Here is a 22,083-nt window from a genome sequence, read left to right on the forward strand (position 1 = left end):
GGTGCGGTCGGTCAGGCCGCCTGCACCACCTGGTCGGCCGGGAGGCGGCGCGCCGCCACCATGAGGTCCGCCTGCCCGAACAGCAGGGCGTAACCGCTGGGCAGGTGCGCCAGGATGCGCTGGAGCAGCTCCTTGTCGATGGTGCGGGCGAGGGTGCCCAGGACCGATCCCACGTGCCAGCGGGTGGTGGCGTACGGCGCGTCCGTCGACTCGGCGAGGGCCTTCACGAAGGCGTGGGCCGTCAGCGGGCGCGGGGCGGGCACGGCCTGCGTGAAGTGCCGGGCGGCGCGCGGCGGCAACTGGCGGGCGAGGTCGACGCGTTCGTCACCGACGATCTGCTGTCCGAGCGCGTCAAGAACCATGGCCGTGACGCGCTCCGCCTGCTCGACGGTGGCATAGGCGCCTTGGTAGCGGATCTGCTCCAGGAGGGCGTCGTCGGAGCGGGTCGGGGCCTGGGTGGGCGGGGTGGGCATGGAGAACGGTGGCCTTTCACGCGTCGCACGGCCGGCCGCCGGAGGCCGCGCGCGTCCGCCGGACGCGCGGCCGGCCCCCTCACGGCCGGCGGGATGGGCTGGGGTGCGGAGGGGAGGGGATCAGGAGGAGAGCTGCTTGGGTCCGCCGTCCGTCGCACGGCTGACGTTGATCTTGCGCGGCTTGGCACGCTCGGCGATCGGGATGCGCAAGGTCAGCACACCCGCGTCGTACGTGGCGTCGATGCGCTCGGTGTCGAGCGAGTCCGCCAGGACGAGCTGGCGGGAGAAGACGCCCATCGGCCGCTCGGACAGCTCCAGTTGGACCCCCTCGCCGGTCGCGGCGGGGCGGCGCTCCGCCTTCACGGTGAGCATGTTGCGCTCCACGTCGATGTCGACGGCCTCGGGGTCGACGCCGGGCAGGTCGAGGGCGATGACGTAGGCGTCGCCGTCGCGGTAGGCGTCCATCGGCATCTGCGAGGGCTTCGACCACGTGCCGGCGCCTGTGGCGAACAACTGCTGGGCGAGGCGGTCGAACTCGCGGAAGGGGTCAGTGCGCATCAGCATCGTCGCGACACCTCCAAGGTTCCAGGGCATTTCATGCCTCATGCGCTGTACCTGCCCTTGTTGTAGCATGTCATCAGAACGATGACAAGCGACCCTGTCAGCGATACGACGACAAGAGGAGGAGCGGTGTCCCAGCCGTCGAACCCGGACTCCCAGGCCCCCGATTCCTTCCACGCGGCCTACGCGGCGCTGCAGGACATGACCCGCTCCGCGCGCGCCGCGCACGAGGACGCCCGCGCCGTCCCCGCCCCCGGTGTCGACGCCGCGCTCGACGCCCTGATCCTCCTGCGCGAGCTGCGGGGCCGCATCGCCGGCTGGGAGGCGTCCCTGATCGAGACGGCCCGGGAGGCGGGCGCCAGCTGGGCCAGCCTCGCCCGGCCCATGGGGGTCAACAGCCGTCAGGCCGCCGAGCGCCGGTATCTGCGCCTGCGCCCCGGCGCCCCCGGTTCCACCGGTGACCAGCGCGCCCAGGCCGTCCGCGACGAGCGCGCCGCCGAACGCCAGGTCACCTCCTGGGCCCGCGAGCACGCCGGTGAACTGCGCCAGCTCGCCGGGCAGCTCGCCGCCCTCGCCGACCTCCCGAGCACCGCCCAGCCTCCGCTCGACCGCATCCGCGAGGCGCTCGACCACAGCGACGCGGCCCGGCTCCTGCGCCCGCTCGCCGACCTGCAGACCCACCTCGGCGACCATCCCGCCCTCGCCCGGCAGGTCGACCGCGCTTTGGGGCACGCGGACGCCCAGCGCGCGGCGGCCGCCGCGCAGCGCGACCGGGAGCAGTGACGCGGAGCGACCGGGAATCGGCCTGGTCGCGCCCCGCCCGCCGCCCTACGGTGCGGCTATGACCGAGCTGCGCACACGCAAGTACGAGCGGTGGTTCCACGCCGCGGACGTCGACGGCGACGGCGCGATCACCCGGCAGGACGTCGTCCTCATGAGCGAGCGGTACGTGCAGGCCCGCGGAATGCTCCCGGACTCCCCGCCGGCACGGCGGATGCACGAGACGATGCACGGGTTCTGGGAATCCGTCATCGCCCCCTTCGACACCGACAAGGACGACCGGGTGACCTCGGCCGAGCTGACGCGGGCGTTCGACACCGCCTTCACCGACCGCGCCCGCTACCCCGAGGAGCTCGCCCCGGTCGCCGACCGCTTCTTCGACCTGGCCGACAGCGACGGCGACGGGGCGATCACCCGCACCGAGTTCACCCACATCTTCGGCAGCACCGGGCGGGCCGCCGACGACGAGTGCGCCGAGGTGTTCAACGCGCTCGACCTCGACGCCTCCGGGGCCCTCACCCGCGCCGAGTACCACAAGGCGGCCGCCGAGTTCTTCTACGGCGACGACCCCGCCGCAGCCGCGAACCACCTCTTCGGCCGCCTCCCGTAGCGCACCGCTCAGCGCAGCGTCCGCTCGATGCCCCGGCGCACGAAGGCGCGGGCGCGCCTTGCCCGTCGTACGCGCTGCGCGAGACCGATCGGGGGCGGGTCGCCGTACCGGCGGTCGTGGATGTCACGGACCACGTCCTCGGGAGCGCCGAGCGCCGCGAGCTCCGTCAGCGCCTCGCGCTTGGAGATGAGCCGCCCGTCGCGCAGCGTCACGGTGGCGCGGGCCAGGACCAGGAGGCCGAGGTCCACCCAGGGGTCCTTCAGCCAGAGCCAGGGCTTGCGGGTGACCGGGAGCCAGTAGCTCTCCAGGTCGTGCCGGACGAACTCCCGCAGTTCCCCCGGCGCGAGCGGCGGCAGCAGCTCCGAGGGGTCCGGGCCGTGGAGCGCGAGCCCGCCCGTGTGGAGTTCCTGCCGGGTCACCGGAGTCACCGGGCGCGCGTACAACTCGCCGTGCGCCCAGGTGACATGGTCGGCCGCGACCTCGCCGAGCTCCGCCACCACCATGTACGAGCAGTGCAGCTTGGCCGCCGCCTCCTCCTCGGCCAGGAGTCTTCGGTGCAGCGCTGTCAGCGCCTTCTTCTGCCCGTCGCTCACCGGTTCCTCGACCACGGCGAGGATGTCCAGGTCGCTGCGGCCCGGCTGGAAGTCACCGAGCGCGAGGGAACCGTGCGCCCACACCGCCACCGTCGGCACCGCCCGCTGCACCTCGGAGACGAAGCGCTTGAGCAGAAGATCGGTCTCGTTCATCGACATGGTCCAGGAACCTCTTTCGGCTCGGCGGAGAAGGACGGCGCCCCGAAGGCCGAGGCCGCCCGGTCGTCGCTCACCTCGGTGCGGAGCGCGGATAGCGGATCGGGTACGAGACCGTGGGCCGCGGCTGCTTCCCCGGCTCCTCCCAGCCCGGGAGCCGTACCGGATACACCGACGTCGGCGTGGGCCGGGGCCTGCCCTTCGGGCCACCGGGATCCGCACGCCCGGAATCGCCCGGCGGCCGCGACGTCCGCGAGGTCCCCGGCGTCGAACCCGCCGCGTCGGAGGCGGGCTGCACGGAGTTCCCGCCGATGACGACGACCGCCGCCACGGCGACGAACACGGCCACCTCCCGGCGGCCCCCGGCGGCCCACCGGGAGTGCGCCCTGACCTCCGTACCGTCCCTGCGCCAGTATCGGTCGATCCACACCACGGCTCCCCCTCCGCCCTCACGTCCCGACGCTCACCCATGCTGACACGGACCACCGACAACCCGTCAGGCGGTCAAATCCCCCTGCCCTTTACCCCCTTCTCGGGGAAGATCGCGTCATGCACGCCTTCCTGGAGACCGACCGGCTCGCACTGCGCCCCTTCACCACGGCCGACGCCGACCACCTCCTCGCCCTGGACAACGACCCCGAGGTCATGCGCTTCATCAACGGCGGACGGCCGACCAGCCGCGAGGCGATCCTCACGCGGACCCTGCCACGGCTCCTCCACGACCACCCGTGCCTCGGGACCCGCGGCTACTGGGCGGCGGAGGAGAAGGCGACCGGCACCTTCCTGGGCTGGTTCGAGTTCCGCCCCCTGGACGAGCACAGCCCCGCCGTGGTCGAACTCGGCTACCGCCTGAACCGAGCGTCCTGGGGGCGGGGCCACGCCACGGAAGGCGCGAGGGCGCTGATCGACAAGGGGTTCACGGAGCTCGGCGTCGAGCGCGTCACCGCGAACACCATGGCGGTCAACGTACGGTCCCGGCGCGTCATGGAGAAGGCGGGCCTGACCTTCCTCCGCCACTTCACCGGGGACTGGCCGGAGAAGATCGCCGGATCCGAACAGGGCGAGGTCGAGTACGTCCTGGACAGGAGGGAGTGGGAGCGGCGCGGGGAGGGTGGTGCGGCTACGGCTACGGCTACGGGGTGAGCCCGCCCCGTAGCCGTAGCCGTAGCCGTAGCCGTAGCCGTAGCCGTAGCCGTAGCCGCATGATCTCCTCGTCGCTCAGCCCGAGGTCACGTCCGTCGGCGTTTCGCGCGAGTCCAGTCCAGGAGCTTCTCCGCCGGCCAGGTCGTGACCACGTTCTCCGTCGGGACCTCGCACTCCTCCGCGCGTGCGCAGCCGAGTATCTGCCAGTCGAGCTGGCCGGGGGCGTGGGCGTCGGTGTCCACCGAGAAGAGGGTGCCTGCCGCGACGGCGCGGCGGAGGAGGCGGCGGGGCGGGTCGAGGCGTTCCGGGCGGCTGTTGATCTCGACGGCGGTGTCCGCGGCCGCGCACGCCTCGAACACGGCGTCCGCGTCGAACTGCGACTCGGGCCTGCCGCGCCCCGTCACCAGGCGGCCGGTGCAGTGGCCGAGGATGTCGGCCCGCGGGTTGCTGACGGCGGCGATCATGCGGCGGGTCATCGCGGCGGCGTCCATGCGCAGTTTGGAGTGGACCGAGACGACCACGACGTCGAGCCGGTCGAGCAGTTCGGGCTCCTGGTCGAGGGAGCCGTCGTCGAGGATGTCGCACTCGATGCCGGTGAGCAGCCGGAACGGGGCCCAGCGGGCGTTGAGGTCGGCCACCACCTCCAGTTGCTCCCGCAGCCGCTCGGGCGACAGGCCGCGGGCCACCGTCAGGCGCGGGGAGTGGTCGGTCAGGACGGCCCACTCGTGGCCGATCTCCCGCGCGGCCAGCCCCATCTCCTCGATGGGGCTGCCGCCGTCCGACCAGTCGGAGTGCAGGTGGCAGTCGCCGCGCAGCAGGGTCCGCAGTGCGCTGCCCGCCCCGTCCGCCACCAGGGGCGTCGTGTGCGCCTCTTCCTCCAGGCGGGTCAGGTACGCGGGGACCTCGCCGGCGTATGCCTCCCGGATGACGGCGGCGGTCTTCGGGCCGATGCCCTTCAGGGCCTCCAGCGAGCCGGTGCGCATCCGTTCGGCGAGTTCGGACTCCGGGAGGGCGGCGATCACGTCGGCGGCCTGCCGGAAGGCGCGGACCCGGTAGGTCGGGGCGAGCCCGCGCTCGAGGAGGAACGCGATCCGCTCCAGCGCCCGCACCGGGTCGCGGGCCGGTTCGTCGTTCGCCGTGGACACCGCCATCGAGCCGCTCCCACAGGTCACCCCGGGGCCTCGGCCTCGGCCCCGAGTCGAAGGGACGAACCAGACCCGTGCCGCTCGACCGGCCCTGGTTCGTCCCTCAACAGGATGGTCGACGGGGCCGTGTCCAGCACCCCGGCAACCGCCCCCACCGTAAGCCTCAGGTTTAGGGTGAGGGTTGCGGCGATCAGGTGGACAAAGGCTCCTCCAGCGCCGGGACACACGGAGACAGCAGCGTTTCGGTGTGCCAGGTGATCGTGCCCCGGGCGAGCGTGAGCACACGTATCTCGTACACGTATCTGGTCCGGCCACCGCCGAGGGCGGTGACGTCCGCTCGGTTCGTGGCCGGGCGTCGAAGCTGCTGTGGAGGGGGAAGCCCTCCACGAGCGCGCCGTGAGTGGCCGAAGTGGCGGGCCAGGGCGTCGATGTCGCGCGCCTCGCCGACGGTGGCCGCCGTCTCGGTGGGCATCCTGGTGTACGCGCTATGCACTTCGTTCTTCGAGGGGTGCGTGCGGTGGCGGTGGTCGGGGTTCAGATCATGCCGCCGTTGGCGCGTACGGTCTGGCCGTTCACCCAGTGGCCCGCCGGGCTCGTGAGGAAGGCGACGACCCGGGCGATGTCCTCGGGGGTGCCGAGCCGTTCGAGGGGCGGGACCTTGGCGAGCTGGTCGATCTGCTCGGGCGTCTTGCCCTCCAGGAACAGGTCCGTCGCGGTGGGGCCGGGAGCGACCGTGTTCACGGTGATGTCCCGGCCGCGCAGTTCGCGGGCGAGGATCAGGGTGAGCGACTCGACGGCCGCCTTGCTCGCCGCGTACGCGCCGTAGGACGGGAACTGGGTGCCGACCACGGAGGTGGAGAAGCCCACGAACGAGCCGCCCGCGCGCAGTCGCCGCGCGGCCTGCTGGGCGATGACGAAGGCACCGCGGATGTTGGTGCGGTGCAGGGCGTCGAGCTGTGCGAGGTCGAGCTCCGCGACGGTCGAGAGGTACATCCGCCCGGCGCAGTTCACCACGGTGTCGACGCCGCCGAACTCCCGCTCCACCTGGTCGAACAACGCGGCGACCGCGTGCTCGTCGGCCACGTCCGCCTGGACGGCCACGGCTCGTCCGCCCTGGTCGGTGATGGCCGCGACCGTCTCCTCGGCGGCGGCGGTGTTCCCCGCGTAGTTGACGACGACGGCGAAGCCCTGCCGGGCCAGTTCGAGGGAGACGGCCCGGCCGATGCCGCGCGATCCGCCGGTGACGACGGCGACGCGGGCCGAGGTCGACGGGGCTGTGTTCGTCGACGGGGCTGTGTTCGTGGAGTCGTTCGTAGTCATGCCTCCACGATGCGCGGCGGCCGCGCATGGAACCAGGGGATGCCATCCCCTGGGTGGGCGGCCCGACCAGGCGCAGAATTGCAACATGAGTTCTGTGAACCACACCGAGCTGGGCGCCTTCCTGCGCTCCCGGCGCGCACGCATCCGCCCGGCCGACGTGGGGCTCCCCCACGGGCCGCGCCGCCGCGTGCCGGGGTTGCGCCGCGACGAGGTCGCCCAGCTCGCCGGCGCCTCGGTGGACTACTACAACGAGCTCGAACGCGGCGCCGGGTCACAGCCCTCCGAGCAGATGCTCGCCGCGCTGGCCAGGGCGCTGCGCCTGACGGCCGACGAGCGCGACTACCTCTACCAGTTGGCCGACCGGCCCGTGCCCGCGCAGGGCGGACCGGCCGCGCACGTCCATCCCGGCATGCTGGACCTGCTCGCCCGGCTGACCTCGACCCCGGCCCAGGTGATCACGGACCTGCACGTCACCCTCGTACAGAATCCGCTGGCGGTGGCGTTGCTCGGGGACCAGTCCGGCTTCCGGGGCGCACGGGCGAGCTTCGTCCACCGGTGGTTCACGGAGCCGGAGGCGCGAGGGCTGTACCCGGAGGCCGATCATGAGCGGCAGTCGCGGTCGTTCGTCGCGGATCTGCGGGCCGCGGCCGCCCGGCGGGGCGCGAAGGACACGGAGGCCAGTGCGCTGATCGGGGCGCTGCTGGACGCGTCTGCCGAGTTCGCCACTCTGTGGGCCGCCCACGAGGTGGCCGTCCGGCGCGACGACCGCAAGCGCCTCAACCACCCGACGCTCGGTCTGCTTGAAGTCAACTGCCTCAACCTGTTCAGCGAGGACGGCCGCCAGCGGCTGCTCTGGTTCACCCCCGCCGTGGGCACGGACAGCGCGGACCTCCTCGACCTGCTGGCCGTCGTCGGGACGCAGCAGGTCTCCGGCCCGGCGCGCTGACTCTGCCGGCCCGCCGACGCGGCCCGTGCGTCACCGCACGCGCCGCAGCGTCTCCGACAGGGCGCGGCGGGCGGCGCACTCCCGCCAGTTGGCGACGCATCGGTGGCACTGGGTGGCATGGTCGAGGAGCGCGCGATACGCCACGGCGACCGGGGTGAGCGCCGGTCCCGCGAGGGGGTCCGGCTCCGTGTGTTCCGCCATGGCGACTCCGTCCGGTCGGCGTGCCCCGGCCCCTCCGCGCGGTCGCCGGGTGCGACTCTCCTTCTCCGCGAGGGGAGCCGGCGGATGCGGCCGACGGACACGCTCCGTGACGTCGGTCGCTTCCGTCACGTCAGGGACGCGGCGCGGGGCGCGTCCGGTCTCCGGGGCACGTGGGCGCGTCCTGCCCGGGGACGAGAGTGCGTACGGGCGCGGCGCCTGCGGCGTGGGCGTCGTAGAGGGTGCGCAGGGTGGCGGACAACTGCCGCGCCGCCTCCTCGTCGAGCGGGGCCAGGAACGCGGCCTCGGCCTCGGCGCGGGCCCGGTCGGCGTCGTGGAGGCAGGTGGCGCCGGCCTCAGTGAGGGTCACGACGTTGCGACGGCGGTCCCGGGCGCTGCGGTGGCGCTCGACGAGGCCCTTGCTCTCCAGCGCGTCGATGACGGCGACCATCGTGGTGCGGTCCATGCCGATGGCGGAGGCCAGCTCGTTCTGCGAACGCTCCGCGCCGTCCGCGGCGATCACGGAGAGCAGCCCGAGCTCCTTGGGATGCACGTCGTACGGGGCGAGGGCCTCGCCCAGCAGATCGGTCAACCGCAGAAACGCGTGCTTCATCAGGAAGCCGAGCCGTTCGGTGAGCAGGTCGGCCAGTCCGGCGTCGTCCGTCATGCCTGATAGCGTATCCTGTATCTGATAATCAGTAGTACTGACGATTCCCCACACGAACGAAGCGCACACATGTGGGGCCCGGCGAACCCCGGGTACCCGGACATTTCGGCCGGACAGTCCGGACAGTGTCGTCCCGGCCCCCGCCCCACGCGGCCCCACGTTCAGCCTCACTCTCAGCAAGGAAGCGACGTCCTCGACATGAGCGACTCCATATCCACCGGCGCCACGCGGACGGCGCCGGGCCCGCACACCACCGACGCGGTGGCGGCACCGGACCCCCGACGCTGGTGGGGCCTGGTCGTCATCGCCCTGGCCCAGCTCATGGTGGTGCTGGACGCGACCATCGTGAACATCGCGCTGCCGTCCGCCCAGACCGACCTGGGCATGTCCGACGCCAACCGCCAGTGGGTCATCACCGCCTACACCCTGGCCTTCGGCGGCCTGCTGCTGCTCGGCGGACGCGTCGCCGACCTCGTCGGCCGCAAGCGCACCTTCATCATCGGTCTGGTCGGCTTCGCCCTCGCCTCCGCGGTCGGCGGCGCGGCCACCAGCTCCGGGATGCTGTTCGCCGCCCGCGCGGCGCAGGGTGTCTTCGGCGCGGTCCTCGCACCGTCGGCGCTGTCCCTGATGACCACGACCTTCACCGACCCGCGCGAGCGCGGCAAGGCGTTCGGCATCTACGGCGCCCTCGCGGGCGCGGGCGGCGCCGTCGGCCTGCTGCTCGGCGGCATCCTGACCTCGTACCTGAACTGGCGCTGGTGCCTGTACGTCAACATCCCGATCGCGGTCGTCGCCGTCGTCGGCGCGAAGATCCTGCTGCACGACCGGCCCGGCCACAAGGACGTCCGGCTCGACGTGCCCGGCGTCATCCTGGGCTGCGGCGGCCTCGTCGCCATCGTCTACGGCTTCTCCGAGGCGGAGCCGCGCGGCTGGGGCGACTCGCTCGTCGTCTCCCTGCTCATCGGCGGTGTCGTCGCGCTCATCGCGTTCGTCCTGTGGCAGGCCCGCGCGAAGTCGCCGCTGCTGCCGCTGCGCATCCTGCGGGACCGCAACCGCGCGGGCTGCTTCCTGACGATGGGCCTCGCCACCATCGGCATGTTCGGCCTGTTCCTGTTCATGACCTACTACCTGCAAGGCATCCTGGGCTACTCCCCCGTCCGGACGGGCCTCGCGTTCCTGCCGATGTCGGTCGCGATCATCATCGGCTCGACGCAGATCTCGGCGCGGCTGCTGCCGCGTGTGCAGGCCCGCGCCCTGATGGTGCCCGGCATGCTGCTCGCCGCGTGCGGGCTGCTGATCCTGACCCAGCTCGACGTCGACTCGGCGTACGCGACGCACGTCCTGCCGGCCGAGCTGGTCATGGGCCTCGGCATGGGCCTGACGTTCATGCCGGTCTTCTCCACGGCCACGCACGGCGTGCGGCCGCAGGACGCCGGTGTCACCTCGGCGATGGTGAACACCTCGCAGCAGGTCGGCGGCTCGCTGGGCACGGCGCTGCTGAACACCATCGCGACCTCGGCGACGTCCACTTACATCGCGAGCCACCTCACCGACCCGTCGAAGAAGGCGCAGGTCGTCGCCTCCGGTGTGGTCCACGGCTACACCCACGCGATCGGCTACGCGGTCGTCGCCATGCTCCTCGCGGGCTGCGCGGCGGCGCTCCTGGTCAACGCGAAGCCGGTCCGGCACGGCGCGCACTGACGCCTGGACCGGGTGCGGCAAGGGCCCGCGGGGATGACATCCCTGCGGGCCCTTCTTCGTACGTGTCCGGGTGACGCCGCTGGTCACAGCCGGGGCTTGGCCTCCCAGCGGGGGCCCATGTCGGGGGTGTCGGTGCCCGCCAGCTCCGTCACCAGGCGGTGCACCCGCGTCAGATCGTGCAGCAGCGCCCGCGTCTCGCTCGGGGGCATCTCCGCGCGCCGGGCGATGTCGTCCAGGAGCACGGCGTCGCCGTCGTGCGCGGCCTGCTCCGCCGACACCGCCTGGAACACCCGCTCGTGCTCCGGGGTGTACTCCTCGCGCTCACTCTCGACGAACGTCCGCTCGGCGCCCGCCGCCGCCGGGTCCTTGACCGGCTCCTCGGCCAGATCGCCGGGGCGCCACTGCTGCTTGCCGCGGTGCTGCGCCGCGATCCGGTCCTCGTGCGTCACGGAACCGCCGTGGCGCAGATGGGTCCGCTGCTTGGAGGCGCCCGTGGTCTCGTTGCGGGCGCTGGGGCTCTCTCCGGCGGCCACCGCCTCCCGGGCCGCGGCCCTGCGCTGCTGCTCGTCGCCTTCCATCTTCTTGCCGGCCATGGTGCTCTCCCGTCCTTGTGCTCCGCTGGTCGTCCCCCCGTTCGTGTCAGCCGTCCAGTTCCTCCTGGACCGGCGGCTTCGGGGCGTCGCGCAGATGCTGGGACTGGCCCGGCCTGCCGCCCTTGCGGGCCTGCTCGGCGCGTTGTGCGGGGCTCAGGTCGAGGTCGGAGACGGGGTCCACCCGTACCGACCGCGCCACCTCGTCCTTGTTGGCGTACTCGTCCGGCGGGATGGCGCGCAGCGCCGCGACGACCTCCTTCGACCCGCCGCCCGTCCTGCGGGCGGCCTCCACCAGTTCGTCCTTGGTCGCCGGGAAGTCGACGTCCTTCAGGGCGTCCACGACTTCCCGGGCACTCGTGCCGTGTGCCATGGCTTGCTCTCCGTTCGGGGTGTGGGGGTCTCGCGGCCGCCGGGTACCCAGCCACCGCCGCCCCTTTAACCCCTTTGACCCCTTTTTCTCGGTGACGGAGAGCCGTCCGCCGTCAGGGCGCGGTCGAGCAGGGCGCCCGCCGCACCCGTGTACGCGGTCGGGTCGACCAGCGCGGTGATCTCCTCATGGGTCAGCAGCGTGCGCAGCGGTTCCAGGTCGGCCAGGACCTCCGCGAGGGGGCGGGACGTCTCGGCCGCCCGGGAGGACGCCTCCGCGACCAGGTGCCGGGCCGCCGACCTGCCCAGGTGCGGGGTGAGGGCCGCGCTGACGCGTTCCGAGACGAGGCGGCCACCGGTCGCTTCGAGGTTGGCACGCATCCGGGGCGGATGGACCGTGAGGCCGCGCACCAGTTCGGCCGCGGTGTGGGCCGCGCCGCCCGCCAGCCGGAGACACTCGCGCAAGGGCTGCCACTCCGCGTGCCACACCCCGGCCGACCGTTCGTCCTCCGTGACCAGGCACTGGGCCAGGATCGTCGCGTGGGCGGGCACCTGGAGCGCGGCGGAGCGGATCAGCGTCGCGAGGACGGGGTTGTGCTTGTGCGGCATCGCCGAGGACACGCCCCGCCCGGCGCCCGCCGGCTCCGCCACCTCGGCCATCTCCGTGCGGGCCAGGACCAGGACATCGGCGGCGATCTTGCCGAGGGCGCCCGTGGTGTGGGCGAGGGCCGCCCCCAGGTCGGCGACGGGGGTCCGCAGCGCGTGCCAGGGCAGTCCGCCCGGGGCGAGGCCGGTCTCGGCGGCGAAGGCCGCGGTCAGGGCGTCGACCACATCGGCCGGAGTGGCGTCATCGCCCGCGTACTGGAGGTATCCCGCGAGGGTGCCGGCCGCGCCGCCGAGCGAGACGGGCAGGGTGTCCGCGACGCGTTCCAGACGGGCGACGGCGTCGAGGACGAGGCCGCGCCAGCCCGCCGCCTTCAGCCCGAACGTCGTCGGCACGGCGTGCAGGGCGAGGGTGCGGCCCGCCATCACGGTGTCGCGGTGCGCGGCGGCGAGCCCCGCCAGGTCCTCGGCCACCTCGCGCAGGTCGGCGATCGTCAGGCGCAGCGCCCGCCGCGCCACCAGCATCGCCCCCGTGTCGAACACGTCCTGGCTGGTGGACCCGCGGTGCACGTACTCGGCGGCCTCGGGGGCGGCCTCGGCGACCAGCGCGGTCAGCGCTTGGACCAGCCCCACCACGGGGTTGGCGGTCTCCCGCGCGGCGAGGGCGAGCCCGCGCAGATCCAGCCGGTCCGCACGCGCGAGCTGCGTGATCGTCGCGGCCGCGTCGGCGGGAACCGTCCCGCACCGGGCCTGAGCACGCACCAGCGCGGCCTCCGCGTCCAGCATGCCCTGCAACCAGGCGAGATCCCCGACGGCCTCCTCCACGGGAGTACCGGCACGCACGGGAGAGAGCAGCCCGGCATCCACGTACGCCGCGGAGGGCGTAGCCGCGCTCACGCGATCGCTCCAGCGTTCATGTCGGCCGCCTCCCCATCGAACACCGCCCGCACCCACCCGGCTCCGTCGACGAGCCTGCCCGCACACACCTGGCAGAGCAAGCCCGCATCCACGCACACTCCCGCCCACCCGGCCGCGCTCACGCCGTCGCCCCCGCGTTCGTGTCCGCCGGTGCCCCGAGCGGTACCGGGGCGGTGTCCGGCAGGGCGAGTACCGCTGCCGCTATCGCGTCGGAGTCCTCCAGGGTCACCGAACCGACGCCGGGTCTGATGCCGGCTGCGGTCACCCAGTGCACGGACTCGGTCGGCACCCCGTAGGCGAAGCGGCGCGGGTGGGGTGTGCCGTCGGCGTCGCGCAGGTGGTAAGGGCGCTCGGTGACGTCGAGCCCGCCGGTCTCGTAGTCGACGTAGTCGTCCCCGGCGATCCTGAACGGGCGGCACTGACCGGTGCGTTGCAGTTGGCGCAGGAGTGGGTCGTCGGTGCGGCGCAGGGTGACGTCGGGCAGACGGCTCTCGATCAGCGTCGTGGCGCGCACGGTGGACCCGGGGATGCGCGGCGAGTCGGCGACGAAGCACGGGCCGTCCGGCCCGGCCGCGTCGGCGCTGACCCGCACCTCCGGTCCCACGACGGCCAGGACACCCGCCTCGATCAGCGCGGCCATCTCCTCGATCCGCGAGGCGGGCGGTCCGATGGACAGATGGGCGTTGAGCCGCGTGTACCAGCCGTCGAGTTCGTCGCGGTGCGAGGCGGCGTCGAGGCCGCCGTGGTCGACGGCGAGGCGGATCTCGTTGCGCAGGTCGCGCAGGACGTCCAGGGCCGCTTTGAGGGGTCCGTCGACGTTGCCGGCCCTGGCCTGGCGCAGGTCCTCGCGGAGGTGGTCGAGGAGCCATGTCCGGTAGGCGCCGGGTCCGTCGAAGGTACGGGCGCCGAGCGGCGCCGCCACGCGGTCCCAGTCCCAGCGTTCGGCGCGTGTCACACCCGCCGCGTCGAGCAACGCCTCCTCGGCGGGGCCCGGTTCGGCCCGCAGGTAGTGCTCGGTGAAGGAGGCCACGGCGGCCGGGCTGGTGCGCGCGGCCAGCAGTGTCTCGTAGTAGACGCTGCGCACTTCCTTGGAGATGAGCGGCCACAGGTCACGCCCGAAACGGATCCGGCGCCCGGGCGCCGCGCGCAACCGTGCGACGTGCTCGGCGGTCAGCAGGCGCGGCAGGTGACGGCCGTGCGCCCCCTTCTGGTTCTCGCCGCGCGCCTGGTACGGCACGCCGCGCCGGGAGCCCGCGTACAGGCGCGGTTCGCGCCCGGAGGGGTGGTAGACGAGCCGCCCGTCCACGTCGCGCCGGAAGACGCCGCCGCGCGCGTGGGTGAACAGCGCCATGTAGTCGAAGAAGTTGAGGCCGAGGCCGCGCAGCAACACGTTCTCGCCGGGGGCGACGGCGGTCAGGTCGACGTCGGCGGGGTTGGCCGGCGGCACATAGGTCAGGGCGTGTTCCGCCGCGAACGCGGTCAGTTGCCGTACGGCGACGGTGGGCCGCGCCGGGACGTGCCCCTGGGCGAGCACCACCGCGGAGAGCCCGGTGAGCCGGGTGCCGTCCGCCAGGATCACGCTCTGCGTACCGGCGCCCGGGTCCGGACCGTCCTCCAGGGCGACGGCCCGTACGGGGTGCACGCGGACGGTGATGTGGGCGGCGGCGTTGGCGACGACCTGCCGGAACACCCAGTTCAGGTACTGCCCGTACAGGGCGCGGGTCGGATAGGTGTCGGGGCCGAGGTCGCGGGCCTCGGCGAGCGTCTCGTCGTCGTAGGGCCGCCCGGACTCCGCGGTGAGGGCGCTCGGGCCGAGCGCCTTCGCCCACTGGTACAGGCTCGGCCCTTCCTCCCGGGGGCCCGCGATCCGCACGCTGGCGTCGGTGTAGACGGTGACCTGGGAGGCGACCGTGTTCATCAGCAGGTGCCGTGACTGGTCGGCGCGCCACACCCGGCCCGCGCCCGGTGGCCCGGGGTCGACGACGTGCACGACGATCTCCGCCCACCGCGGGGTCCTGCGCTCCTGGGCGCAGACGCGTTCCAGTACGGACAGACCGCGCGGTCCGGCGCCGACGAGGCACACTTCCAGACGTCCGCTGCTCACAGGGGCACTCCGCTCGGCAGTCGGGGGCGGCGCGCGCCGTGGCGCGACCGGCGGTGTGTCCGGCGTCGCCCCCGGGATCAGGGTCGGTTCCCCGGCCACCGTCCGCCGCAACGCTCGATCAGGGCTCGAATCCGGCTAGGCGCCGCGACTTCCTCGCCCTGATGCGCCGAGTCGCGCCCCGCATTGTGCCTGCTCGCACCTCTGGTTAACGGTAATGGAAATCATTGTCGTAAGCTGCTTCGGGACCACCCGTCCGACCACCCGCCCGATCACCACCCGAGGAGCCCCATGCCCCGCCCCACCAAGCCCGCACTCGCGCGCAAGAACCGTCCCAACCCGCTCGACGCGGCCGGGATCACCCACATCGACTACAAGGACACCGACCTGCTGCGGAAGTTCATCTCCGACCGGGGCAAGATCCGCAGCCGGCGCGTTACCCGGATCAGCCGCCGCCAGCAGCGGCAGATCGCCGCCGCCGTCAAGAACGCGCGCGAGATGGCACTGCTCCCCTACCCCGGCCGCTGAACCCCCGTACACACGCCCACTCATAGGAGAACCGACATGGCCGTCCCCAAGCGCAAGATGTCCCGCAGCAACACCCGTCACCGTCGGGCCCAGTGGCGTGCGGACACCCCACGCCTCGTCCCCGTCACCCTCGCGGGACACACGTATCTGGTGCCCCAGCACCTCCGGAAGGCGTACGAGCGCGGGCTCCTCCGCCCGTAGCCCCCGTTCCCGCTCGTTGTTCGGAGAGGTTGTCCGCGAACCTTCCCGGAATTGTCCGTGATCTGTAACAGAGGCATCCCCCGACCTGCGGGTCCCGTCTCCCCAAGTGGCCACGGAGTGGCCGCGGAACGGTGGAAGACAGCGTGGCAAAGGGGCGGGGCATGGCGCAGCACGGCGGCGGGCGGGGCTGGAACAGCAAGATGGTCGGCGCGGCACTCGGGGTGACGCTGCTGGCGACCGGGGCCTCGGTGTGGACCGCGCAGGCCGGTTCCGTCGCCGGTCCGCAGCCCAAGGCGAGCGCCCCGGCCGCCCGGCCCGACGCCGCCAAGCCGGTCTCGGTGACCATCGCGCACGCCTCGGACAAGGGTGCCCGCGGCATCAACCTGACCATCGACGACGGCCCCGACCCGACGTGGACGCCGCAAGTCCTCGACATCCTGCGGCAGTACAAGGTGAAGGCCACGTTCTGCATGGTGGGCCCGCAGGCGCAGGCCCACCCCGACCTGGTGAAGAGGATCGTCGCCGAGGGGCACCGGCTGTGCGACCACACGGTGTCGCACAACACCGCCATGGACAAGGCGTCCGAGTCCTACCAGTCGCAGCAGATACTCGACGCCGAACGCATGATCACGAAGGCGTCCGGCGGCGTGCGGCCGATGTACTACCGCGCGCCGGGCGGTGCCTTCACCCCCTACAGCCGCAAGCTGGCCGCGTCGCACGGCATGCGTCCGCTGGGCTGGAACGTGGACACCAAGGACTTCGAACGCCCCGGCACGGACGCCATCGTCGCCACCGTCGAGCAGGAACTGTCCAACGGCCCCACCCTCCTCTTCCACGACGCGGGCGGCGACCGCACCCAGACCGTGGAGGCCCTGCGCCGCCTCCTGCCGGAGCTGAAGAAGCAGGGGCACGTGTTCGGCTTCCCGGTGCGCTGAACGGGCGCCGGCCCCCTAGGGCGTGGTTCAGTGGCCCAGCCGCGCCCGCAGCCCGGGCTGCAGCCTCTCCCCGTGGGCCGCGACCATGTCGTCGCAGAGCTGCCAGATGCGTTCGACCGGGAGGGCCGCCGCGGTGGCCGGGTCGGTCATGGCCGCGTGGCGGATGTGGCGCGGGTCGTCCTCCAGGGCGGCACGGACGACGAGGTCGTTGGCGCTCAAATAGGTGCGGTTGAGCGCCGCCAACTGCGGCGGGAGCGCACCTACGTGCGTGGGTTGCAGGCCCGTCGCGTCCACCAGACAGGGGACCTCGACCACGCCGTGCGCGGGGAGGTTGTCGATCAGGCCGTGGTTGGGCACGTTGCCGTAGACGGTGCGCGGGGTGCCCGTGACGATGCTGTGGATGATCTGCGGGGCGTACTCCATCGTGCCCTCGACCGTCAGCGGCTCGCCCCCGGCCAGCGCCGCGCGTGTGCGCTCGTACTCGGCGACGTTCTCCTCGACAATGCCGAGGTACGCGCCGATCGGCAGCCGCAGGCGTTCGACCTCGCTGTCGTGGTGCAGGTACCAGGGCACGTACTCGCTGGAGTGCTCGCTCGTCTCGGTCGGGTAGAAACCGAGGCGCCGATACATGTCGACACGTACTCGCCGCCGCAACTGCTCGTCGGAGGCGATCAGTTCGTCGAGGGTGTCGTAGAGGTTCCGGCCCTCGTGCTCGAAGCGCAGGACCCACGCCTGGTGGTTGACGCCTGCGGCCCGGTAGGTGATCTCCTCGTACGGGACCTTCACGAGCTGGGCGAGGTCCCGCATCGTCCAGTAGACGGAGTGGCACAGGCCCACGACCTTGGTCAGGCCCGTCGCCGCCGTGAGGTACTGGACGTTCATCGCCATCGGGTTGGTGTAGTTGAGCAGCCACGCGTCCGGGCACACCTCCGCGATGTCGGCGCCCAGCTCCTTGAGGAACGGGAACGTGCGCAGGGCACGGAAGATGCCGCCGACGCCGAGCGTGTCCCCGATCGTCTGGCGCAGCCCGTACCGGGCGGGGACCTCGAAGTCGGTGCGGGTGGCCTCGCCCATGCCGATCTGCACGATGTTGATGACGAAGTCGGCGCCGGTCAGCGCCTCGCGGCGGTCGGCGTGCGCGGTGATCGTGGCGTGCGCGGCGCCGCGCTCCTTGGCGATGTACTCGGCGGCCACGCGCGCGGTGGCCAGCCGCTCGGGGTCGATGTCGTGCAGGGCGATGTGGGCGCCGGTGAGTTCGGGCAGGGCGAAGAGGTCGGCGAGCAGGCCCTGGGTGAAGACGACGCTGCCTGCGCCGATGAAGGCGATCCTGGGGTGGTTCATGAGGTGGGTGCTCCGGTGCGGGTGAGGTGGGCGAGGACTTCGTCGCGGGTGGGCTGGGCCGGGGTGCCGCCGTGGGCGCGGGTCGACAGCGCCCCGCAGACGGCGGCGAACCGCAGCGCTTCGGGCAGGGGCAGGCCGTCGAGGGTGGCGGCGACGAACCCGGCGTCGAAGCTGTCGCCCGCGCCGACGGTGTCCTTGGGCCGTACGGGCAGGGCGGGCGCGGTCGACAGGCGCCGTCCGTCGTGGCAGAGCGCGCCGCCCGCGCCGTTCTTGACGACGGTCAACGGGCCGCGCGCGGCGAGGAGTTGTGCCGCTTCCTCCGGTGTACGGGCCTGGGGTCCGGCAAGGCGGCGAGCCTCGGCGGCGTTCGGCAGCAGGATGTCGGTCACGGCGAGGACCGCGCCGAGTCCGGCCCAGGCGCCCGAGGGGTCGTCCTGGGTGTCGAGGGACGTGGTCGCGCCGTGCGAGCGTGCGGTGCGGAAGAGGTCCGGCAGGTCGGCGGCGAGGCGGGGTTGCAGGAAGTACGAGGCGCTGTGGACGTGCCGGGCGGCGGCGAGCAGGCCGGCGGGGACGTCCGCGCCGCTGGTCGTGGTGAGGGTGCCGGGTGAGGTGAGGATGGCGCGGTCCTCGGCCTGTGTGAGGACGACGGTCATCGGGGTCGGCAGGTCCGGGTCCAGGTGCAGGGCGCCGGTGTCGACGCCGTGTCCGGCGAGGGCGTCGCGGACGTAGTGTCCGGCGTCGTCGTCCCCGACCCGGCCCGCGAACGCGACCTCCAGGCCGAGGCGCGCGGCGCCGCAGGCCATGATCGCGGCGGAGCCGCCGAGGGTCAGCGAGCCGGTGTCCACGAGTTGTTCGCGCTGGTCGAAGGCGAGCGGTGCGGTCAGGGGGCCGACGATCACGTCGGGGTTGGCGTCGCCGATGACGAGCAGGTCGTATCGGTGCGGCATCACATGTCCTTGCGTCGGTACGGAGGCGTCGTACGGAGGTGTTGAGGGGCCGGGGGTTCAGCCCTTGAGGCCGCTCGACGTGAGGGAGCGGATGAACGTCTTCTGCGCGAGGAGGAACGCGAGCAGCACCGGCAGGACGGTGATCACGTTGCCCGCCATCACCGCGGACCAGCGGGTGTGGTGCGTGCCCTGGAAGGTGGTCAGGCCCAGTTGCAGCGTGTACCGGGTGTCGTGGTTGATGGCGATGAGCGGCCAGGACAGGTCGTTCCACGTGGTCAGGAAGGTCAGCACGGCGACGGTGGCGAGCGCGGGGCGGGCCAGCGGCAGCACGATCGACCACAGGACGCGCAGGCGGGCGCAGCCGTCGATCCAGGCGGCCTCCTCCAGCTCGCGCGGCAGGGAGAGGAAGAACTGGCGCAGCAGGAACACCGCGAACGGTGTGACCAGCGAGGGCACGATGAGCGCGCCGAGCGTGTCGATGAGGCCGAGCTTCTTCATGACCAGGAAGGTCGGGATCATCGTGAGCTGGAACGGCACGGCCATGGTCGCCAGCATCACCATCATCAGCAGGCGCGATCCGGCGAACCGCATACGGGCGAAGGCGTAGCCGCCGAGGGCGCCGAGGACGAGGTTGGAGACGACCGCGACCGCCGAGACGATCACGGAGTTGAGCAGCCAGCGCGGGAACATGCCGTTGCTGAGGACGTAGCGGTAGCCGCTGAGGTCGATCCCCTCGGGCACGAGCGCGGTCGGGAACCGGTTGAACTGGGCGTCGCTCATCACGGAGCTGAGGAGCAGCCACAGGAGCGGCAGCGCGAAGAGCACGGCGAGCGGTGCGAGCAGCAGGTGCCAGGGGCTGAAGGGCAGGCCGCGGCGCGGGCGGGCGGCGTCGACCGGTTCGGTGACCGGCCGCCGGTCGGTGTGGCGGGGCAGGTGGGTCGTCGTGGTCATGAGGCGGCTGCTTCCTTGCGGGAGTGGCGCTCGCGCCCGGCGCGGACGAGGCGCGGCACCACGGCCGGCACGAGCAGCGCCAGGGCGAGGACGTACGCCGCGGCGGCCCCGTATCCGGCGGTGAAGTTCTTGAACGCCTGCTCCCAGATGAAGTAGACGATCACGGTGGTGGAGCCGAGCGGGCCGCCCTTGGTGGTGACGTAGACGAGGTCGAAGACCTGGAGGGCCTGGATCGTCTGCCAGAGCAGCAGGAACACGGTGACGGGGGTGACGACGGGGAGGGTGACGTGGCGCAGCACGTGCCGGTGCTCGGCCCCGTCGAGCCGGGCCGCCTCGACGAGTTCCTTCGGTACGTCCTGGAGGGCGGCCAGGTAGATGACGGTGCAGAGCCCGGTGCCGCTCCACAGGCTGATGACGATCAGGACGTAGAGGGCCTGGGACGGGTCGGTGAGGAAGCCCTGCGGGGAGATGCCGAGGCGGTGGAGGACGGAGTTGGCGGCGCCGAACTCGGGGTCGAGGACGAAGGAGAACAGCACGCCCTGAGCCGTCGCCGAGACGACGAACGGGACGAAGAAGAGGGTGCGGTAGACACCCACGAAGCGGATCTCGCGGTTGAGGGCGATCGCCAGCGCGAGTCCCGCGACGATGCTCAGCGGCACGTACAGGAGGGTGTAGAGCAGGGTGTTGCGCACGGCCTCGTGGAAGTGCGGGTCCTGCACGAGCGCGTCGTAGTTGTCCAGGCCGACCCAGCGGCTGGGGGTGACGAGGTCGTCGGCGCGGAAGGAGAGCAGCAGCGACCACAGGACCGGGACGACGCTGAGACCGATGATGACCAGGACGGACGGGGAGACGAACGCCCAGGCCGTGGCGGACTCGCGGCGCCGGCGTCGGCGCAGGGCGCGGACGTCGGACCGGACGGCGGGTGACACGGTCACAGGGGTGGGAAGTCGGGGCATGTCGGGTCCTCAGCGCGGGATGAGCAGGGTGGCGTTGGCGTCGTCGGCGCAGGCGCGGATGGCCGCCCGGGGACTCGCGCGGCCGAGGAGCACGGAGACGGTGGCCTCGCCGAGGGCCTGGGAGATGCTGGGGTAGGCGGGGTGGACGGGGCGGACGCGGGCCGAGGGCAGCGCGTCGGTCCACACCTCCAGGCCGGGTGTGCGCTGTGTGTGCTCGCGCCAGACACGTGTGTCCTCGCTGCCCCGGCTCAGCGGCAGGCTGCCCGCCCGCGCGTCCCAGCGGCTGTCCTGGGCGGGGTCGATGAGCCAGCTCACGAAGGTGCGGGCGGCGCGGGAGCGGGCCTCGCCGTTGTCGAAGACCGTCCAGGTGTCGGGGCCGGAGATCGTCACGGCCTTGCCGTCGAAGGTGGGCAGCGGCACCACGTGGTAGTCGACCTTCGCCTGCTGGATGTCGGGCAGTTGCCACGGCCCCGTCGGCACCATGGCCATCCGGCCCGCGAGGAACACCTTGTACATCTGCTCGCTGCCGGGCTTGGGGTCGACGTAGACGCTCCTGTCGCGCACCAGCTTCCGCACGACTTCGAGGGCGCGGACGCCTTCCTCCGCGAAGCCGATGTGCTTGCCGTCCTCGGCGATGACGTCGCCGCCGAGCCCCCAGATCAGGGGCCACAGGCGCCAGACCGTGTCCTCGTCGCCGGTGCCGGGCCAGCCGGTGCCGAACCGGCCCCGGCCCGCGTCGGTCAGGCGGCCGCACAGATCGGTGAAGTCGTCCCAGGTCCAGCCGGGTTCGGGCAGGTCGATCCCGGCGTCGGCGAACATCTTCTTGTTGCACACCATGGCCAGGCAGTCGAGGACCGCGGGCAGTGCGCGGACACGGTCGTTGATGGTGACGGCCTGCCGGGCGGAGGGCCAGTAACTGGTCCAGGGGGTTTTCCGGTCCCGTACGTATGACGTCAGGTCGACGGCCTGGGGGCTGCGGGCGACGCTGGCCAGGTCGGAGCCGAAGATGAACGCCACGTCCGGATAGGCGCCCGAGGCGAGCGCGGCGGTGACCTTCTGGAGCATGGTGTCGGCGAGGACACCGCCGCCCAGGTCGACACGTATCTTCGGGTGTGTGCGGTGGAACTCGGCGACGAGACCCTTGATCACCTTCAGGGCGCTGTCCGTCTGCCCGTGCCACACCTGGATGGTGACGGTGCCGTCGGCCGCGACCCCGTCGGACGCGCCCGCACCGCAGCCGGCGGCGGTCGCGCCCGCGGCCGTCGCGAGCGCCGCGGCGGACCCGGTGCGCAGGACGGTACGGCGCGTCGGCGCCCCGGTCGCACGGGGTGGTGTCATCACTACCTCCCT

At 72.6% G+C, this 22,083-nt stretch carries 26 protein-coding genes; 8 read left to right on the forward strand and 18 right to left on the reverse strand.

From position 1 onward, the window contains the following. Window positions 1-11 precede the first annotated feature (11 nt). Both ABZ877_RS10255 and ABZ877_RS10260 read right to left on the reverse strand, forming a co-directional pair. The gene (locus ABZ877_RS10255) at window positions 12-473 is read right to left on the reverse strand and encodes a DUF2267 domain-containing protein (protein ID WP_361067393.1); all 462 of its coding nucleotides are present in this window, start codon (window positions 471-473) and stop codon (window positions 12-14) included. 120 nt (window positions 474-593) lie between these two features. Then, a complete protein-coding gene (locus ABZ877_RS10260) occupies window positions 594-1,037 on the reverse strand; it encodes an Hsp20/alpha crystallin family protein (protein WP_361067396.1) in 444 nt (147 codons plus the stop codon). Between the two features lie 126 nt (window positions 1,038-1,163). On the opposite strand from ABZ877_RS10260, the gene ABZ877_RS10265 reads away from it, so the two are divergent. Then, complete coding sequence (locus ABZ877_RS10265; RefSeq protein WP_361067399.1) at window positions 1,164-1,817, forward strand: type III effector protein; 654 nt, start codon at window positions 1,164-1,166, stop codon at window positions 1,815-1,817. Window positions 1,818-1,875: 58 nt separating this feature from the next. Further along, the gene (locus ABZ877_RS10270; protein ID WP_361067402.1) at window positions 1,876-2,424 is read left to right on the forward strand and encodes an EF-hand domain-containing protein; all 549 of its coding nucleotides are present in this window, start codon (window positions 1,876-1,878) and stop codon (window positions 2,422-2,424) included. A gap of 8 nt (window positions 2,425-2,432) precedes the next feature. Here the strand turns inward: ABZ877_RS10270 and ABZ877_RS10275 are convergent, their stop codons facing one another. Both ABZ877_RS10275 and ABZ877_RS10280 read right to left on the reverse strand, forming a co-directional pair. Further along, window positions 2,433-3,176: a nucleotidyltransferase domain-containing protein gene (locus ABZ877_RS10275; RefSeq protein ID WP_361067405.1), complete on the reverse strand. Its 744-nt coding sequence runs from the start codon at window positions 3,174-3,176 to the stop codon at window positions 2,433-2,435. Between the two features lie 70 nt (window positions 3,177-3,246). Continuing rightward, entirely contained in the window at window positions 3,247-3,603 is a 357-nt protein-coding gene (locus ABZ877_RS10280; protein ID WP_361067408.1) for a hypothetical protein, read from the reverse strand. 119 nt (window positions 3,604-3,722) lie between these two features. On the opposite strand from ABZ877_RS10280, the gene ABZ877_RS10285 reads away from it, so the two are divergent. Further along, entirely contained in the window at window positions 3,723-4,316 is a 594-nt protein-coding gene (locus tag ABZ877_RS10285) for a GNAT family N-acetyltransferase (protein ID WP_361067411.1), read from the forward strand. A gap of 86 nt (window positions 4,317-4,402) precedes the next feature. Here the strand turns inward: ABZ877_RS10285 and ABZ877_RS10290 are convergent, their stop codons facing one another. The 3 genes from ABZ877_RS10290 to ABZ877_RS10300 form a co-directional block, all read right to left on the reverse strand. Then, complete coding sequence (locus tag ABZ877_RS10290; protein WP_361067414.1) at window positions 4,403-5,467, reverse strand: PHP domain-containing protein; 1,065 nt, start codon at window positions 5,465-5,467, stop codon at window positions 4,403-4,405. A 184-nt stretch (window positions 5,468-5,651) separates the two neighbouring features. Next, the gene (locus ABZ877_RS10295) at window positions 5,652-5,933 is read right to left on the reverse strand and encodes a hypothetical protein (RefSeq protein WP_361067417.1); all 282 of its coding nucleotides are present in this window, start codon (window positions 5,931-5,933) and stop codon (window positions 5,652-5,654) included. Between the two features lie 62 nt (window positions 5,934-5,995). Then, the gene (locus ABZ877_RS10300) at window positions 5,996-6,781 is read right to left on the reverse strand and encodes an SDR family oxidoreductase (RefSeq protein WP_361067420.1); all 786 of its coding nucleotides are present in this window, start codon (window positions 6,779-6,781) and stop codon (window positions 5,996-5,998) included. An 85-nt stretch (window positions 6,782-6,866) separates the two neighbouring features. Between ABZ877_RS10300 and ABZ877_RS10305 the strand changes: the two genes are divergently transcribed. Continuing rightward, window positions 6,867-7,727, forward strand: a complete 861-nt coding sequence (locus ABZ877_RS10305; RefSeq protein WP_361067423.1) for a helix-turn-helix transcriptional regulator — start codon at window positions 6,867-6,869, stop codon at window positions 7,725-7,727. Between the two features lie 30 nt (window positions 7,728-7,757). Here ABZ877_RS10305 and ABZ877_RS10310 read toward each other — a convergent pair whose 3' ends face one another. Next, entirely contained in the window at window positions 7,758-7,928 is a 171-nt protein-coding gene (locus tag ABZ877_RS10310; RefSeq protein ID WP_361067426.1) for a hypothetical protein, read from the reverse strand. Between the two features lie 130 nt (window positions 7,929-8,058). Beyond that, the gene (locus ABZ877_RS10315) at window positions 8,059-8,592 is read right to left on the reverse strand and encodes a MarR family winged helix-turn-helix transcriptional regulator (RefSeq protein WP_361067429.1); all 534 of its coding nucleotides are present in this window, start codon (window positions 8,590-8,592) and stop codon (window positions 8,059-8,061) included. 198 nt (window positions 8,593-8,790) lie between these two features. Here ABZ877_RS10315 and ABZ877_RS10320 point away from each other — a divergent pair, with 198 nt between their 5' ends. Beyond that, the gene (locus tag ABZ877_RS10320; RefSeq protein WP_361067432.1) at window positions 8,791-10,293 is read left to right on the forward strand and encodes an MFS transporter; all 1,503 of its coding nucleotides are present in this window, start codon (window positions 8,791-8,793) and stop codon (window positions 10,291-10,293) included. 83 nt (window positions 10,294-10,376) lie between these two features. Here the strand turns inward: ABZ877_RS10320 and ABZ877_RS10325 are convergent, their stop codons facing one another. The 4 genes from ABZ877_RS10325 to ABZ877_RS10340 all read right to left on the reverse strand — a co-directional run bounded on the left by ABZ877_RS10325 (window position 10,377) and on the right by ABZ877_RS10340 (window position 14,877). Further along, entirely contained in the window at window positions 10,377-10,886 is a 510-nt protein-coding gene (locus ABZ877_RS10325; RefSeq protein WP_361067435.1) for a hypothetical protein, read from the reverse strand. 46 nt (window positions 10,887-10,932) lie between these two features. Beyond that, entirely contained in the window at window positions 10,933-11,256 is a 324-nt protein-coding gene (locus tag ABZ877_RS10330) for a DUF2795 domain-containing protein (RefSeq protein WP_361067437.1), read from the reverse strand. Window positions 11,257-11,321: 65 nt separating this feature from the next. Further along, window positions 11,322-12,752: an adenylosuccinate lyase family protein gene (locus ABZ877_RS10335; RefSeq protein WP_361067440.1), complete on the reverse strand. Its 1,431-nt coding sequence runs from the start codon at window positions 12,750-12,752 to the stop codon at window positions 11,322-11,324. A 139-nt stretch (window positions 12,753-12,891) separates the two neighbouring features. After that, on the reverse strand, window positions 12,892-14,877 hold the full coding sequence (locus ABZ877_RS10340; RefSeq protein ID WP_361067443.1) for an FAD/NAD(P)-binding protein: 1,986 nt from the start codon (window positions 14,875-14,877) through the stop codon (window positions 12,892-12,894). Window positions 14,878-15,165: 288 nt separating this feature from the next. On the opposite strand from ABZ877_RS10340, the gene rpsR reads away from it, so the two are divergent. From rpsR to ABZ877_RS10355, 3 genes are all read left to right on the forward strand, one after another. Then, window positions 15,166-15,402: a 30S ribosomal protein S18 gene (gene rpsR, locus ABZ877_RS10345; protein WP_361067446.1), complete on the forward strand. Its 237-nt coding sequence runs from the start codon at window positions 15,166-15,168 to the stop codon at window positions 15,400-15,402. Window positions 15,403-15,438: 36 nt separating this feature from the next. After that, window positions 15,439-15,603 (forward strand): 50S ribosomal protein L32, encoded by a 165-nt coding sequence (gene rpmF / locus ABZ877_RS10350; RefSeq protein WP_361067449.1) that lies wholly within the window; start codon window positions 15,439-15,441, stop codon window positions 15,601-15,603. A 161-nt stretch (window positions 15,604-15,764) separates the two neighbouring features. Next, window positions 15,765-16,538, forward strand: a complete 774-nt coding sequence (locus tag ABZ877_RS10355; protein WP_361067452.1) for a polysaccharide deacetylase family protein — start codon at window positions 15,765-15,767, stop codon at window positions 16,536-16,538. 27 nt (window positions 16,539-16,565) lie between these two features. On the opposite strand, the gene ABZ877_RS10360 is transcribed toward ABZ877_RS10355, so the two are convergent. From ABZ877_RS10360 to ABZ877_RS10380, 5 genes are read right to left on the reverse strand one after another with little or no spacing between them, the layout of a single operon-like run. Then, window positions 16,566-17,879: an alpha-glucosidase/alpha-galactosidase gene (locus ABZ877_RS10360; RefSeq protein WP_361067455.1), complete on the reverse strand. Its 1,314-nt coding sequence runs from the start codon at window positions 17,877-17,879 to the stop codon at window positions 16,566-16,568. Then, window positions 17,876-18,826 carry a carbohydrate kinase family protein gene (locus ABZ877_RS10365; RefSeq protein ID WP_361067458.1) on the reverse strand — a complete coding sequence of 317 codons (951 nt, stop codon included), beginning with the start codon at window positions 18,824-18,826 and terminating at the stop codon, window positions 17,876-17,878. Before ABZ877_RS10365 ends, ABZ877_RS10360 begins: the two co-directional genes overlap by 4 nt. A gap of 57 nt (window positions 18,827-18,883) precedes the next feature. Next, window positions 18,884-19,777: a carbohydrate ABC transporter permease gene (locus tag ABZ877_RS10370; protein ID WP_361067461.1), complete on the reverse strand. Its 894-nt coding sequence runs from the start codon at window positions 19,775-19,777 to the stop codon at window positions 18,884-18,886. Continuing rightward, window positions 19,774-20,733 carry a sugar ABC transporter permease gene (locus ABZ877_RS10375; protein ID WP_361067464.1) on the reverse strand — a complete coding sequence of 320 codons (960 nt, stop codon included), beginning with the start codon at window positions 20,731-20,733 and terminating at the stop codon, window positions 19,774-19,776. The genes ABZ877_RS10370 and ABZ877_RS10375 overlap by 4 nt, the downstream gene beginning before the upstream one ends. Before the next feature lie 9 nt (window positions 20,734-20,742). Further along, window positions 20,743-22,071 (reverse strand): ABC transporter substrate-binding protein, encoded by a 1,329-nt coding sequence (locus ABZ877_RS10380; protein WP_361067467.1) that lies wholly within the window; start codon window positions 22,069-22,071, stop codon window positions 20,743-20,745. Window positions 22,072-22,083 lie beyond the last annotated feature (12 nt).

This window comes from Streptomyces sp. NPDC046939, from assembly GCF_040644575.1.
Lineage (GTDB): Bacteria > Actinomycetota > Actinomycetes > Streptomycetales > Streptomycetaceae > Streptomyces.

Bases quoted from the DNA above. Each gene is read 5' to 3' on its own strand.
- ABZ877_RS10285 (WP_361067411.1), top strand. From the start codon at position 3,723: ATGCACGCCTTCCTGGAGACCGACCGGCTCGCACTGCGCCCCTTCACC.
- ABZ877_RS10360 (WP_361067455.1), bottom strand. From the start codon at position 17,879: ATGAACCACCCCAGGATCGCCTTCATCGGCGCAGGCAGCGTCGTCTTC.
- ABZ877_RS10380 (WP_361067467.1), bottom strand. From the start codon at position 22,071: ATGACACCACCCCGTGCGACCGGGGCGCCGACGCGCCGTACCGTCCTG.
- ABZ877_RS10290 (WP_361067414.1), bottom strand. From the start codon at position 5,467: ATGGCGGTGTCCACGGCGAACGACGAACCGGCCCGCGACCCGGTGCGG.
- ABZ877_RS10270 (WP_361067402.1), top strand. From the start codon at position 1,876: ATGACCGAGCTGCGCACACGCAAGTACGAGCGGTGGTTCCACGCCGCG.
- ABZ877_RS10325 (WP_361067435.1), bottom strand. From the start codon at position 10,886: ATGGCCGGCAAGAAGATGGAAGGCGACGAGCAGCAGCGCAGGGCCGCG.
- ABZ877_RS10365 (WP_361067458.1), bottom strand. From the start codon at position 18,826: ATGCCGCACCGATACGACCTGCTCGTCATCGGCGACGCCAACCCCGAC.
- rpmF (WP_361067449.1), top strand. From the start codon at position 15,439: ATGGCCGTCCCCAAGCGCAAGATGTCCCGCAGCAACACCCGTCACCGT.
- ABZ877_RS10260 (WP_361067396.1), bottom strand. From the start codon at position 1,037: ATGCTGATGCGCACTGACCCCTTCCGCGAGTTCGACCGCCTCGCCCAG.
- ABZ877_RS10255 (WP_361067393.1), bottom strand. From the start codon at position 473: ATGCCCACCCCGCCCACCCAGGCCCCGACCCGCTCCGACGACGCCCTC.
- ABZ877_RS10310 (WP_361067426.1), bottom strand. From the start codon at position 7,928: ATGGCGGAACACACGGAGCCGGACCCCCTCGCGGGACCGGCGCTCACC.
- ABZ877_RS10275 (WP_361067405.1), bottom strand. From the start codon at position 3,176: ATGTCGATGAACGAGACCGATCTTCTGCTCAAGCGCTTCGTCTCCGAG.
- ABZ877_RS10320 (WP_361067432.1), top strand. From the start codon at position 8,791: ATGAGCGACTCCATATCCACCGGCGCCACGCGGACGGCGCCGGGCCCG.
- ABZ877_RS10305 (WP_361067423.1), top strand. From the start codon at position 6,867: ATGAGTTCTGTGAACCACACCGAGCTGGGCGCCTTCCTGCGCTCCCGG.
- ABZ877_RS10330 (WP_361067437.1), bottom strand. From the start codon at position 11,256: ATGGCACACGGCACGAGTGCCCGGGAAGTCGTGGACGCCCTGAAGGAC.
- ABZ877_RS10375 (WP_361067464.1), bottom strand. From the start codon at position 20,733: ATGCCCCGACTTCCCACCCCTGTGACCGTGTCACCCGCCGTCCGGTCC.
- ABZ877_RS10355 (WP_361067452.1), top strand. From the start codon at position 15,765: ATGGCGCAGCACGGCGGCGGGCGGGGCTGGAACAGCAAGATGGTCGGC.
- ABZ877_RS10300 (WP_361067420.1), bottom strand. From the start codon at position 6,781: ATGACTACGAACGACTCCACGAACACAGCCCCGTCGACGAACACAGCC.
- ABZ877_RS10295 (WP_361067417.1), bottom strand. From the start codon at position 5,933: ATGCCCACCGAGACGGCGGCCACCGTCGGCGAGGCGCGCGACATCGAC.
- rpsR (WP_361067446.1), top strand. From the start codon at position 15,166: ATGCCCCGCCCCACCAAGCCCGCACTCGCGCGCAAGAACCGTCCCAAC.
- ABZ877_RS10315 (WP_361067429.1), bottom strand. From the start codon at position 8,592: ATGACGGACGACGCCGGACTGGCCGACCTGCTCACCGAACGGCTCGGC.
- ABZ877_RS10370 (WP_361067461.1), bottom strand. From the start codon at position 19,777: ATGACCACGACGACCCACCTGCCCCGCCACACCGACCGGCGGCCGGTC.